Annotated in this window: 10 protein-coding genes; 7 read left to right on the plus strand and 3 right to left on the minus strand. The window is 74.3% G+C overall.

Going from position 1 to position 12443, the window contains the following annotated elements:
- The first annotated feature begins 172 nt into the window (after nt 1-172).
- The gene (locus tag ABTY56_RS30880) at nt 173-1876 is read left to right on the plus strand and encodes an FAD-dependent monooxygenase (protein ID WP_350632645.1); all 1704 of its coding nucleotides are present in this window, start codon (nt 173-175) and stop codon (nt 1874-1876) included.
- Here the strand turns inward: ABTY56_RS30880 and ABTY56_RS30885 are convergent.
- The gene (locus ABTY56_RS30885) at nt 1858-2286 is read right to left on the minus strand and encodes a DUF4345 domain-containing protein (protein ID WP_350632646.1); all 429 of its coding nucleotides are present in this window, start codon (nt 2284-2286) and stop codon (nt 1858-1860) included. The genes ABTY56_RS30880 and ABTY56_RS30885 overlap by 19 nt on opposite strands.
- Before the next feature lie 147 nt (nt 2287-2433).
- On the opposite strand from ABTY56_RS30885, the gene ABTY56_RS30890 reads away from it, so the two are divergent.
- Both ABTY56_RS30890 and ABTY56_RS30895 read left to right on the plus strand, forming a co-directional pair.
- The gene (locus ABTY56_RS30890; RefSeq protein ID WP_350632647.1) at nt 2434-3072 is read left to right on the plus strand and encodes a TetR/AcrR family transcriptional regulator; all 639 of its coding nucleotides are present in this window, start codon (nt 2434-2436) and stop codon (nt 3070-3072) included.
- Between the two features lie 107 nt (nt 3073-3179).
- On the plus strand, nt 3180-4451 hold the full coding sequence (locus tag ABTY56_RS30895) for a cytochrome P450 (protein WP_350632648.1): 1272 nt from the start codon (nt 3180-3182) through the stop codon (nt 4449-4451).
- Between the two features lie 98 nt (nt 4452-4549).
- Here the strand turns inward: ABTY56_RS30895 and ABTY56_RS30900 are convergent, their stop codons facing one another.
- Nucleotides 4550-5719, minus strand: coding sequence for a Dyp-type peroxidase (locus ABTY56_RS30900; RefSeq protein WP_350632649.1), 1170 nt, complete (start codon nt 5717-5719; stop codon nt 4550-4552).
- A 94-nt stretch (nt 5720-5813) separates the two neighbouring features.
- Here ABTY56_RS30900 and ABTY56_RS30905 point away from each other — a divergent pair, with 94 nt between their 5' ends.
- The 3 genes from ABTY56_RS30905 (at nt 5814) to ABTY56_RS30915 (ending at nt 9595) form a co-directional block, all read left to right on the plus strand.
- On the plus strand, nt 5814-7175 hold the full coding sequence (locus tag ABTY56_RS30905; RefSeq protein WP_350632650.1) for a right-handed parallel beta-helix repeat-containing protein: 1362 nt from the start codon (nt 5814-5816) through the stop codon (nt 7173-7175).
- Between the two features lie 197 nt (nt 7176-7372).
- On the plus strand, nt 7373-8107 hold the full coding sequence (locus ABTY56_RS30910; RefSeq protein ID WP_350632651.1) for a TSUP family transporter: 735 nt from the start codon (nt 7373-7375) through the stop codon (nt 8105-8107).
- A 168-nt stretch (nt 8108-8275) separates the two neighbouring features.
- Nucleotides 8276-9595 (plus strand): MFS transporter, encoded by a 1320-nt coding sequence (locus ABTY56_RS30915; protein ID WP_350632652.1) that lies wholly within the window; start codon nt 8276-8278, stop codon nt 9593-9595.
- A gap of 109 nt (nt 9596-9704) precedes the next feature.
- Here the strand turns inward: ABTY56_RS30915 and ABTY56_RS30920 are convergent, their stop codons facing one another.
- Nucleotides 9705-11747, minus strand: a complete 2043-nt coding sequence (locus tag ABTY56_RS30920) for a heavy metal translocating P-type ATPase (protein ID WP_350632653.1) — start codon at nt 11745-11747, stop codon at nt 9705-9707.
- Between the two features lie 97 nt (nt 11748-11844).
- On the opposite strand from ABTY56_RS30920, the gene ABTY56_RS30925 reads away from it, so the two are divergent.
- Nucleotides 11845-12213, plus strand: a complete 369-nt coding sequence (locus ABTY56_RS30925) for an ArsR/SmtB family transcription factor (protein ID WP_350632654.1) — start codon at nt 11845-11847, stop codon at nt 12211-12213.
- Nucleotides 12214-12443 lie beyond the last annotated feature (230 nt).

The following is a 12443-nucleotide window of genomic DNA, read 5'->3' on the forward strand; positions in this document are numbered from 1 at the left end:
GCTCCTGCTCCCGTTCCCGCTCTGTCGCTCACCACCGGGCCCCGCGCCTCCCGCGTCCGTCGTACCGACTCTCGTAGATACGTTGCGTTTCTTATCGACCCGAGTCTACAGTCGGAGACAAGAAACGCGCCGTATCTTATGGCCGGATGGATGGCTATCCAGGGGGTCCGTCATGCGCAACGTCACGCCTGCCGTCACGCACAACGCCACACACAACGCAACACACAACGCCACGCGCACCACCACGCACACCGCACAGCCCGCCCGCGACACCGCCCACGACACTGCTTGGGCCGACGTCCTCGTGGTCGGGGCCGGCCCGGTGGGCCTCGCGCTCGCCCTCGGGCTGGCCCGCGCCGGGGTGGACTGCCGCGTCATCGAGCGGGAGCCGCGGTTCCGCGACCGCGGCGTCCGCGGCAAGGGGATCAACCCGCGCACGCTGGAGGTGTTCGACGACCTCGGCGTCGTGGACGCGATCCTCGACCGCGGCACGCTCGACCTCAAGGTCCGTACGTACGAGGGGAGTCGGCTCGTCGGCGAGGTCGACCCGGCGCCCGGCAACCGCCCCACCCCCGACCGCCCGTACGCCGGCATGGTGCTGCTCGGCCAGCACCACACCGAGGAGGTGCTGCGCGGGCGGCTCGCCGAACTCGGCGTCACCGTCGAGACGGACACCGAGCTGACCGGCTTCGCCCAGGACGCGGACGGCGTGCTGGCCACCGTACGACGCTCCGGCCGGACCGAACGGCTGGGCGCCCGTTTCCTGGTCGGCTGCGACGGCGGCCGCAGCACCGTCCGAAAGCTGGCCGGGATCCCCTTCCTCGGCGAGACCTGGGAGGAGGAACGGTTCCTGATGGCCTCGATGGAGGTCGACGGCCTGGACACCGGCGCCATGCACATCTGGAACGACCCCCGGCTCGGCGTCGGCGCGCTGGCCATGATCCCGATGCGGGCCGACGCCAACTGGGCCGTGCACGCCTCCGTCGACCCGGACGAGCACGGCGCGATCCCCGACCCGACCGGGGAGACCTTCCGCCGGCTGTTCGCCGAACGCGCCGCGTTGCCCGGGGTCACACTGCACGAACCGATCTGGTCCACCGTCTGGCGGCCGACGGTCCGCATGGTCGAGCGCTACCGCGACGGCCGGGTGCTGCTCGCCGGCGACGCCGCGCACTGCCACTCCGCGGCGGGCGGCCAGGGCATGAACACCGGCATCCAGGACGCGCACAACCTGAGCTGGAAGCTGGCCGCCGTCCTGCGCGGCGCGCCCGACGCACTGCTCGACAGCTACCAGGACGAGCGGCTGCCCGTCGCCCGCGCCGTCCTCGCCGCCACCTCCGCCCAGCACAAGGCGCTGTTCAGCGCGGACGGCGCCCGCGCACTGACCGACCAGTTCGTCAACCTGGCCGCTGCCGGCTCCGACTTCACCGGGCTCTCCGTCGGCTACCGGGGCGGGCCGCTCGGCCGCGACCTCGACGACACCACCGGCATCCGGGCCGGCGACCGCGCCCCCGACGCGCCCTGCACCACCACGGACGGCAGGCCGACCCGACTGTTCGACCTCTTCCGCGGCCCGCACTTCACCTTGCTGACCATCGGCGCCCACCCGGCGCACCCGGCCCACCCGGCGAACCCGGCGCTCACAGGCCTGCCCGCCCTGCCCGGCCTGCCCGACCTGCGCTCCGTCGAGCTGCGCCGGGCCGCCGTCCTCGACCCCGACGGCCACCTCGCCCGGGCGTACGGGCTGCGCGGCGACGCCGTCGTCCTCGTCCGGCCGGACGGCTACGTCGCGCTGACCGGTGCGACCGGCGACCCGGGTGCCGTCGATCCGGACGCCGCCGCCGGGCACCCCGGGGATTACGCCCCGGTGGCCTGAGCCTGGGCGGAGAGCCGCGACGACGCCTCGGCCCACGCCTTCTCGTCCGCGTCGGCGAGCCAGAAGTAGACCGGAGCGAGCCCGAGTTCGATCCCCATCAGCACCACCTGGAAGCCGTGCGGCCACCCGTCCACCGCGATGGACAGGACCCGTCCGAGGCCGCCCAGCAGGAACACCGCCGCCAGCCACCGCACCACCCGGGCCGGCACCGGCGCCTGCCGGGCGGCCCAGATCCAGGCCACGCCGTACCCGGCGAAGACCGCGCCCATGAAGCGGCCGAAGCTGTCGATCGTGGGGCCGGCGTCCGCGGCCCCGGGCACCGCGGCGTTCCCCAGCAGGATGTGGAAGAACCCGATCGCCACATTGGCGACCCCCATCGCCCACACGAGCACCCGCAGTGTCTTGGCCATGACCCGTCCACCCGTCGTCGGTCCCGTCGGAGCGCGCCCACTCGGCGCACGCCGTCACCGGCATGCGCCTTCACGACGCACGCCATAGTTGACACGCGTCTACTAAGCTCGACCACAAGTGGACACGTGTCAAGTAACCTGGCACGCATGCCAGTCCAGGAACGACGCCGCCGCCTCTCGCCCGCCGAACGGCGTACCCAGCTGCTCGCCGTCGGCGCCCGGCTCTTCGCCGCCCGCCCGTACGAGGAGGTGCTGATGGAGGAGGTCGCCGAGCAGGCCGGGGTCTCGCGGGCCCTGCTCTACCGTCACTTCCCGAGCAAGCACGACCTGTTCGCGGAGGTGTACCGGCAGGCCGCCGACGAGCTGCTCGCCAAGTCCCGGTTCGACCCCGCCGACACCCTGGTCGAGCAGCTGGTCGAGGGCATGGACGCCCACCTGGACTACTTCGTCGCCAACCGGCACGCGGTGCTCGCGGCCAACCGCGTCCTGGCCGGGGACCAGGTGATCCAGACGATCATCGCCGAGGAGCTCGACGCCCTGCGCGGCCGCCTGCTCGGCGTCCTGCCGCTGGCGGACGAGACGGCGCGGCGGGCCGTGTCGCAGATCCTGCGCAGCTGGCTGGTGTTCGTCCGGGTGCTGGTCATCGACTGGCTGACCGAGGAGAGCTGCACCCGCGACGAGCTGCGCGACGCCTGCATCGGCGCCGTCCTGGGCGCGCTCCGGCCGTTCCTGCCCGGCGCGCCGTTCGGGGGCATACCATCGGGCACAACGGGAGAAGCGCCATAAGCCTCCAATTCCCTGTGAAAATATGACAGTTGGACTTCTCTGGAACTCCCTTCTCCCGTCGACCAGCCGGCCCGCCCACCCGCAGCCCGCCGACCCCGAAGGGACCCATGGACTCCGCCGCCACCACCAGGACCGCCCTCCCCCCGCTCCACCGGCTTCCCGTCTCCCCCGTCCGGCCGCCCCACCCGACCACCCTCCCCGACGGCACCCCCGCCTGGCTGGTCACCCGCTACCACGACGTCCGGCAGGTCCTCGGCGACCCCCGGATCACCCGTGCCGACCTGCACGACGTCGGCACCGCGGGCGCCACCGCCGACGTCGCCGCCAACCCGGCGTCCCTCTTCAACCAGGACGGCCCCGCCCACCGCCGCCTGCGCGCCACCATCCAGCGGGCCTTCACCCCGCGCGCCATCGCCGGCTGGCAGCCGTGGGTCGCGGCCGCCGTCCAGCAGTCCGTGGACGCGCTGGTCACGGCAGGACCGCCCGCCGACCTGGTCACCGCGTTCACCCGGCCGGTGCCGTTCGCCGTCACCACCCGGCTGATGGGGCTCGACGGCGACGGTCCGGACAGCCTGGACGAGGAACGGCTGCACCGCTGGACCCTCGCGCTGCTCGCCCAGGGCGGCGACCCGAGCGACGGCGACGGTGACAAGGACGCGAACGGGTACGGCGACATGGACGGGGACGGCGAGGCGAACGGCACCGCGGCGGCCGACCACGCCGAAGCCCTCGCCGAGTACGGCGCGTTCACCACCGAGTTGATCGAGCGCCGCCGCCGCGAGCCCGGCGACGACCTGGTCAGCCGCCTCGTCCAGGCGGCCGACCACGACGGCGGCATCCCCGAGGAGTCACTGGTCCACCTCGTCGCCGGCCTCACCGCCAGCGGCAACGAGAGCGTCGCCGGCGCCCTCGGCAACGCCCTCGTCTACCTCCTCGGCGAACGCGCCGAGCACTGGCCCCGGCTCGCCGACCCGGACACCGCCGAGCGCACCGCCGAACGCCTGCTGCACTTCATCCCGCTCGGCGACGACGAGGCCACCATCCGCCGCGCCACCGCACCGATCGAACTCGGCGGCGCCACCATCCCGGCCGGTGCCGTCGTCGCCATCAGCCTCGGCAGCGCCAACCGCGACCCGGACGTCTACCCCGACGGCCTCGACGCCGACCTCGACCTCCCCCTCGCCGTCCCCACCCTCGCCTTCAGCGCCGGCCCGCACTACTGCATCGGCGCCTGGCGGGTCCGCCTCGAGATGCGCGAGTCCCTCCACCGCCTGGCCGCCGCCCTGCCCGGCCTGCGCCTCACCACCCCGGTCCCGGACCTCGCCTGGCAGCTCGGCAGCACCACCCGGAGCCCGGCCCGGATCCCCGTCGACTGGTGAACCACACCGGCCGTACCGCCTCGGTCGTACCTCCGTGGCCGCACCCGCCGCTCCCTGGAAGCAGCCACGGCGGCCACGGCGGTACGGCCCGCGGGCGTTCAGCCGAACAGCCCCTCCCCCAGCACCCCGCCCTCCCTCGCCCCCGGCAGCACGTACACCACCGCCGACGCCGTGTGCTCCAGGAACGGGTTGAGCGCGTCCCGCACGGCCAGCCGGTTCTGCACCCGGGTGAACTGCGCCGGGTCCCGCACGAAGGCGCAGAACAGCAGGCCGCGGTCGCCCGGCCCGTCGTCGTAGCTGTAGCCGCGCCGCAGCATCCGGGCGCCGCCGTCCAGCCGGGGGCTGGAGAGCCGGACGTGGGCGGTGGCCGGGATGACGTACGAGCCGTCGGGGTTCTTCGCGTAGATGTCCGGCTCGTCGTGCTCCGCCGTTCCGGTGAGCGGGGCGCCGTCGCCCTCCCGGCGGCCCATCGCCTGGTCCCGGCGGTCCGCGGGGAGGGCGGTGAAGGCCGCGGTGTCCATCCGGATCCGCCGGTAGACCAGGACGGTCCCGTGCTCGTGCGGGCCGGGCGGGCCCCAGACCCACTGCCGGGCGGCCTCCTCGTCCGGGTTCGCGGTGCCGTCCTTGAAGCCGAACAGGTTCCTCGGGGTCGCCCCCGCGGCCGTCCGGGGCAGGAAGCCGGACTGCGTCCACCGCACCGACGCGCCGGCCGTACCGACCGCCGCGCCGACCTGCTCGGCGACGACGGACAGCGGCCACCGGTCCGCCGCACACAGCTGGACCAGGAGGTCGCCGCCGCCGCGCGCCGGGTCGAGCCGGTCCCCCGGGAAGGTGGGCAGGTCGGCCAGGACCGGCGCCGGAACGTTCAGCCCCAGCCGGGCGGCGAGCCCCGGCCCGACCCCCACCAGACTGCTCAGCCGGGCCGGTTCGCCGCCCTGCAGGCGCGGGTCCGCCGGGGTGCCGCCGACCGCCTCGGCCAGCACCCGGGTCAGCTCCCCGAGCAGTCCGCGCAGGGCGGTCCGGCCGTCCGAGGCCGCGGCGGGCGGCAGGTCGAAGGCAAGCAGCTGGGTGGCCGGCTGCTGCGGGGCCGTCACCCCGGCCTGCCGCTCACCGTGGAAGGGGAAAGGGACGGACGGCTCGGGCGGCGGCGCCGCCGCGGCCCGCCCACCGTCGCCCCCGCGGGCCAGTGCCGTGACGCCCGCGCCTACCCCGGCACCGATCCCGGCGGCCAGCACCGCCCCGCCCGCCAGCAGAGCCCTTCGGTCCACACCGCGCCCGACAGTTCGTGTCCGGTTCTGCGCCTTTCCGGTTTCGGCATGCATGGGCGACATTGGAGACGATAGAACACGCATTATGCAACTTTTGACCACACGTCAATTCCGGCTCACCACACCACAGTCGCGGGGAAAGTCGGTCCGGACCATCACCCCCGCGCTGCTCATTGCCGCCGCCCTCCTCATCTCCGGCTGCTCGTCCGGTGGTTCGACCTCGTCCGAGGCAAAACACCCGGACGGCACGGTCGTTCGAGTCCCGCAGCACTTCCCGACCATCCAGCAGGCCGTGGACGTGGCCCGCGCGGGCGACACCGTCCTGGTCGACCCGGGCACGTACCGCGAGAGCGTCCGGATCACCAAGCCCCGGATCGTGCTGCGCGGCACCGACCGCAACACCGTGGTCCTCGACGGCGGCGTGCGGCTCGTCAACGGCGTCACCGTCACCGGCCCCGGCTCGGTGGTCGAGAACCTCACCGTCCACGGCTACCTGGCCAACGGCGTCCTGTTCACCGGCGTCACCGACGAGAAGCTGCAGCAGCGCGGCGCCGGCGGCTCCGCGTACGACCCCCTGGACACCGCCCGCTTCCCCGTCGTCCAGGGCTTCCGCGCGACCCGCGTCACCGCCTACGACAACGGCCTGTACGGCATCTACGCCTTCGACGCGCGCGGCGGCGTCATCGAGGACTCCTACGCCTCCGGGCAGGCCGACTCCGGCATCTACGTCGGGCAGTGCAGGCCCTGCGACACCCTGGTGCGCGGCAACACCGTCGAGCGCAACGCCGTCGGCATCGAACTCACCAACGCCTCCGACGGGTTGACCATCCTCGGCAACCGGGTCACCGGCAACCGGGTCGGCGTCACCGTCAACTCCAACGACCTGGAGGCCCTCGCCCCGCAGCACGGCGCGGTCATCGCGGGCAACGTCGTCACCGACAACAACGCCGCCGACACCCCCGAACAGGCCGACGGCGGCTACGGCATCGGCATCGGCATCGGCGGTGGCACGGCGAACCAGGTGCAGCGCAACCTCGTCCGGGGCAACCGCGCCGTCGGCATCGTCATCACCGACCCGCCCGGCCACCCGGCGAGCGGCAACCGCGTCGAGGGCAACCGCGTCACCGGCAACGGGACCGACCTCGCCATGGCCTCCGCCGACCCGGCCAACTGCTTCAGCGGCAACCAGCCCGCCGTACAGAGCCCGGAGAACCTGGAGACGGTGGCGGGCTGCGCGGTCCAGGGCCGCGGCCCGGTGCCCGCCGGCCGCACCAGCCCGGTCCAGGCGCCGCCCGGCATCCCGTTCAGCCAGGTGCCGGCCCCGCCCGCCCAACCGTCACTGCCCGACCCGACCGCTCCCGCCCGCCCCGCGACCGACCTCCCCGGGCCGGTCGACCCCGCCGCCTACCCGCTCCCGGACACCGCCGACACCGTCCCGGCCCCGCCGACCCCCTGACCGCGGAGGCACCGGCCCGCCCGCAACTCACCGGTGCGGCATGATCGGTACGGCCCGCCCGCCGACCGAGGAGCCCGATGAACCGCCGCGCCCACACCACCGCCCCGGCGGCCCCGGTCACCGCCTCCGTCCGCCGCGGCACCCGCGGCACCCGCGGCCGGGCCGCCGGCGGCCGGCGCTGACGGGGGCCGCGTCCGATGTCCCACGGCTGGATCACCGACCTCCTCCTCGGCTGCGCCGTCCTCGCGGGCGCGTCCGTCCAGCGGCTGACCGGGATGGGCTTCGCCCTCGTCGCCGCGCCCGTCCTGGTCCTCCTCCTCGGCCCGGGCGGCGGGGTCACGCTGTCGAACCTCGCCGCAGGCGTCATCAGCGCCGTCGGCCTGCTGGGCAGTTGGCGGCAGGTACGGCTGACGGCGATGCTGCCGCTGATCGTCGCCGCGGCCTGCACCGTCCCGGCCGGGGCGTGGGTCGCGGCGGAGGTGCCGGAGTCGGGGCTGCTGATCGGCATCGGTGTGCTGGTCAGCCTGGCCTCGCTGCTGGTGCTGCGCGGGGCCCGGGCGTCCGCGCTGCGCGGGGTCGGCGGGGCGCTGGTCGCGGGCGCGACCAGCGGATTCATGAACTCGGCCGCCGGGGTGGGCGGTCCGGCCATATCGCTCTACGCCGTCAACACCGGTTGGACGGCCCGAGAGTTCGTGCCCAACGCGCAGTTCTACGGCGTGGTGGTGAACGCCTTCTCGCTAGCCACCAAGGGCCTGCCCGGGTTGGGCGCGTCCGCCTGGTGCCTGGTGGCCGCCGCGCTCGCGGGCGGCGCGGTGGTCGGCCGGCTGCTCGTCGAGCGTGTGACGGAGGACCGCGCCCGGCTGGTGGTGCTGGGTCTGGCGCTGGCGGGCGGGCTGACCACGCTCGTCAAGGGCGTCTCGGGTCTCGGCTAGCGGGGCGCCGCGAAGGGCCGGCAACCGACCAAGAGTTCGCAAACCCGCAGGACAGTCCGGACAGCTCGGGACGTCCCCGACTTCCCTGCCGACACGGTCAGTTCGGGACAGCCCGGGCAGTTCGGAATCCGCCCGAACAGCCCTCCGCGGACATGACATACTGCCTCGGTGACCGCAGCAGACCTGGCAGAGAAGCCACCCAAAAGCCGTCCGCGACTGGGCCGGAAGTTCACCCTGCTGTGGTCGGCCTCGGCGATCTCCTCGGTCGGCGACGGCATGCGGGAGTCGGCCCTGCCACTGCTGGCGGTGGCGGTCTCCGACTCACCCAGCGCGGTCTCGGTGGTCTCCGTCGCCACCTCGCTGCCCTTCCTGCTGATGTCCCTGTACGGGGGCGTGCTCGCCGACCGGTCCGACCGGCGGCGGCTGATGTGGACGATCGACGCCCTGCGCGCCGTCGTCGTCCTGGGCTTCGCCGCCTGGGTCTTCCTCGCCACCCCTCCGCTGGTCGCGCTCGCCGCGGTGGCCTTCCTGCTCGGCTGCGGCGAGACGGTCTTCTCCAACGCCGCCACCTCGGCCGTCCCGGAGGTGGTCCGCCCCGACCAACTCGACGCCGCCAACGGCCGGATGCAGGCCAACATGCTCGTCGGCGGGAACCTGATCGGCCCCCTGCTCGGCTCGGCGCTGTTCGCCGTGGCCGCCGGCTTCCCCTTCACGGTGGACGGCGCCTCCTTCGCGCTCGCCGCCGTCCTGGTCGCCGCGACCGGCCGCTCCACCACCGCCCCCACCAGGACCGGGCGCCCGGTGCTCACCGAGATCCGCGAGGGCGTCAACTGGCTGGTCCGCCACCGCGAGGTGCGGATGCTCGCCGTCCTCTCCACCCTCGGCGCGATGACCTGCTTCATGGGCACCACCATGATGGTCCTGATGGTCACCAGGGTCGTGCACGCCCCCGCCGCCTCGTACGGCATCGTCCTCGCGGCCGGCGCGATCGGCGGCACCGCCGCCAGCACCCTGGCCGGCCGGCTCAGCGGCCTGCTCAACCGGGGCACCCGGATCGCCCTCGCCTTCCTGCTGATGGGCGCCTCGCTGATCCTGATGGCCCTGAGCAACTCCGTGTTCGAGATCGCCGCGCTGTACGGCGTGATCGGCTTCGGCATCGTGACCTGGAACATCCAGGCGATCTCGCTGCGCCAGCAGGCCGTCCCGAAGGAGCTGCTCGGCCGGGTCAACAGCTGCTACATGCTGCTGACCCGACTCGGCATCATGACCGGCGCCGCCCTCAGCGGTTGGATCGCCTCCGTCACCAGCATCCGGACCCCGCTCGTCCTGGCCGGCACCCTGCTGCTCGCACTCCTGGTCGCGGTGCTGTTCCTGCTCCCCCGGATGACGGCGATGGAGACCCCGCGGACCGAGACCCCCGCGCCGGAGGCCGCCGACGCCACCGGTGACGCCACCGCAGCCACCCCCGGCCCGGAGAAGAGCGAGTAACCCCCCGTCAGGGGGAGGCGGCCCCTCCTGACGAGCGAGGCACAGCGGCCGGGGGCGGCTGCGAGCGTGAGGGGCAGGACAGCCCGCCGCCGGCAGCCGTCACCGCCGCCTAGGGACGCCGACGGCGGGCCCGAGCCGGCCCTTCATCCCCGGCCTCGACAGGGGCCCCGACCTCCGCACGGGCCGAGGCCCACGCCGCCTCGCGCAGCAGCCGCAGGCCGTTGAGGCCGACGATGACGGTCGAGCCCTCGTGGCCGAGCACGCCGAGCGGCAGCGGCAGGGTGGCGACGAGGTCCCAGACCACCAGCACCGAGATGAACACCGAGGCGATCACCAGGTTCTGCACCACCAGGCCGCGCGCCCGCCGGGAGAGCGCCACCACGGACGGAACGGTGGCGAGTTCGTCGCGGACGACCACGGCATCGGCGGTCTCCAGGGCCAGGTCCGAGCCGGCCCGGCCCATCGCGACGCCGGTGTGCGCGGCGGCCAGCGCGGGCGCGTCGTTGACGCCGTCGCCGACCACCAGCACCTTCCGCCCCTGCGCCTCCCGCTCCCGTACGGCGGCGACCTTCTCCCTCGGCAGCAGCCCGGCCCGGACCTCGGCGATGCCGACCTCGGCGGCCACCCGGGCGGCCGCGCGCGGATTGTCGCCGGTGAGCAGCACCGGCGAGCGCCCGGTGAGCCGGGTCAGCGCGGTGACGGTGGCGGCGGCGTCCGGGCGCAGCCGGTCGGCGAGTGCGAGGACGCCGACCGGGATCCCGTCCACCTCGACCAGGACGGCGGTGCGACCGGCCTCCTCCCACGCGGCCGCCACCTCGGCGGCTTCGGCCGAAGCGGCATCGGTCCGGTTGTTGATCAGCCGCACGGGCGCGCCGACCGCGACCACCCGGCCCTCGACGGTGGCGGTGACGCCCGCCCCCGGCACGGAGGCGAAGTCCTCGGCGGGGGCCGGGGTGAGCCCACGGCTGCAGGCGGCGTCCACGACGGCGCGGCCGAGCGGGTGCTCGCTGGCGTGTTCGGCGCCGGCGGCGAGCGCGAGCAGCTCGTCGTCGGAGAGGCCCGAACCGGCGAGCGGACGGATGTCGCTCACCCTCGGGGTGCCCTCGGTCAGGGTGCCGGTCTTGTCGAGGGCGACGGCGTCGGTCTGCCCGAGGCGTTCCATCACCACGGCGGACTTCACCAGGACGCCGTGCCGTCCGGCGTTGGCGATCGCGGAGAGCAGCGGCGGCATGGTGGCCAGTACGACGGCGCACGGCGAGGCGACGATCATGAAGGTCATCGCCCGCAGCAGCGAGCCGGTGAAGGCCGCGCCGAGGGCGAGCGGCACGGCGAAGACGGCGAGGGTCGCGATCACCATGCCGATCGAGTAGCGCTGCTCGACCTTCTCGATGAACAGCTGGGTCGGCGCCTTGGTCTCGGAGGCCTCCTCGACCATGGCGACGATCCTGGCGATCACCGAGTCCGAGGCGTCCCGGTCCACCCTGACGCGCAGCGCGCCGGTCCCGTTGAGGGTGCCGGCGAACACCTCGTCGCCGCTCCCCTTGGCCACCGGCAGCGGCTCACCGGTGATGGTGGCCTGGTCGACGTCGCTCGCGCCGGCCAGCACCCGCCCGTCGACGCCGATCCGCTCCCCCGGCCGGACCAGGACGGTGTCCCCGACCGCCAGTTCCGCCGTCGGCACGGTCTCCTCCCGCCCGTCGGGCAGCAGCCGGGTGGCGGTGGCCGGGGCGAGGTCGAGCAGGCCGCGCACCGAGTCGGCGGTGCGGGCGGTGGCGAGCGCCTCCAGCGCGCCGGAGGTGGCGAAGATGACGATCAGCAGTGCGCCGTCCATGACCTGTCCGACGGCGGCGGCGCCGAGCGCGGCGACGATCATCAGCAGGTCGACGTCGAGGGTCTTCGCGCGCAGCGCCCGCAGCCCCGCCCACGCGGGTTCCCAGCCGCCGGTGGCGTACGCGAGCGCGTACAACGGGCCCCAGGCCCAGGCGGGGGCGCCGGTCAGCTGGAGCGGCAGCGCGATCAGGAACAGCACGGTCGCGGCGGCGGCCCAGCGCGCCTCGGGCAGCGAGAGCACCCGGGTGCGTCGCCGGGGCGCGGCATTCGGGCGCGGTGCGGCCGGGGGTGCGGGACGCGCGGTCAGGGTGGAGGAGGACATGGCGGAGTGGACCTTCGGGGCAGGGTCGGCCAAGGACCCGTCCACCATACATGAACATATGAACGCTTCTTCATGCATGAGTTGTACTATTGGCCGCATGGGTCATGGAGCCGCCACCCCCGCCACCGCCGTCCCGCACACGCGCCTGGACGCCGTCAGCGCTGCCCGGGTGGCCACCACCCTCCAGGCCCTGGCCACCCCCTCCCGCCTGCTGATCCTCTCCCGCCTCCGCGAAGGGCCGTGCGCCGCCACCGAACTCGCCACCGAGGTCGGCCTGGAGCAGTCCGCCTGCTCGCACCAGCTGCGACTGCTCCGCAACCTGGGCCTCGTCGTCGGGCAGCGCCAGGGCCGGCAGGTCGTCTACGCGCTCTACGACAACCACGTGGCGGCGCTCCTCGACCAGGCCGTCTACCACATCGAGCACCTCCGGCTCGGGCTCAGCGACGTGCCGGACCTCGCGGAGTAGCGCACGGACGGAGCGTCAGGCCCGACCGGCGAGGAGCGAGAAGTCGGCGGGTCCGACGTTCCGCGCATGCGCTCGCCGATCCTCCGGGAATCCCCACTGAGCGGTGCCCCGCCCGACCCGGGCGGGGCATCTCTTTATCCTCTTCATCCCTCCGCATGACCGTCCTGCCTCGTGCGTACCGACTGCTGAGGGGCCCGCCGGAGATCCGGCGGGCCCCTCAGGGTGCCACT

The sequence above is a fragment of the Kitasatospora sp. NPDC097691 genome (assembly GCF_040302665.1).
Classification (GTDB): Bacteria; Actinomycetota; Actinomycetes; order Streptomycetales; family Streptomycetaceae; genus Kitasatospora.

Bases quoted from the DNA above. Each gene is read 5' to 3' on its own strand.
- ABTY56_RS30880 (WP_350632645.1), top strand. From the start codon at position 173: ATGCGCAACGTCACGCCTGCCGTCACGCACAACGCCACACACAACGCA.
- ABTY56_RS30885 (WP_350632646.1), bottom strand. From the start codon at position 2,286: ATGGCCAAGACACTGCGGGTGCTCGTGTGGGCGATGGGGGTCGCCAAT.
- ABTY56_RS30890 (WP_350632647.1), top strand. From the start codon at position 2,434: ATGCCAGTCCAGGAACGACGCCGCCGCCTCTCGCCCGCCGAACGGCGT.
- ABTY56_RS30895 (WP_350632648.1), top strand. From the start codon at position 3,180: ATGGACTCCGCCGCCACCACCAGGACCGCCCTCCCCCCGCTCCACCGG.
- ABTY56_RS30910 (WP_350632651.1), top strand. From the start codon at position 7,373: ATGTCCCACGGCTGGATCACCGACCTCCTCCTCGGCTGCGCCGTCCTC.
- ABTY56_RS30920 (WP_350632653.1), bottom strand. From the start codon at position 11,747: ATGTCCTCCTCCACCCTGACCGCGCGTCCCGCACCCCCGGCCGCACCG.
- ABTY56_RS30925 (WP_350632654.1), top strand. From the start codon at position 11,845: ATGGGTCATGGAGCCGCCACCCCCGCCACCGCCGTCCCGCACACGCGC.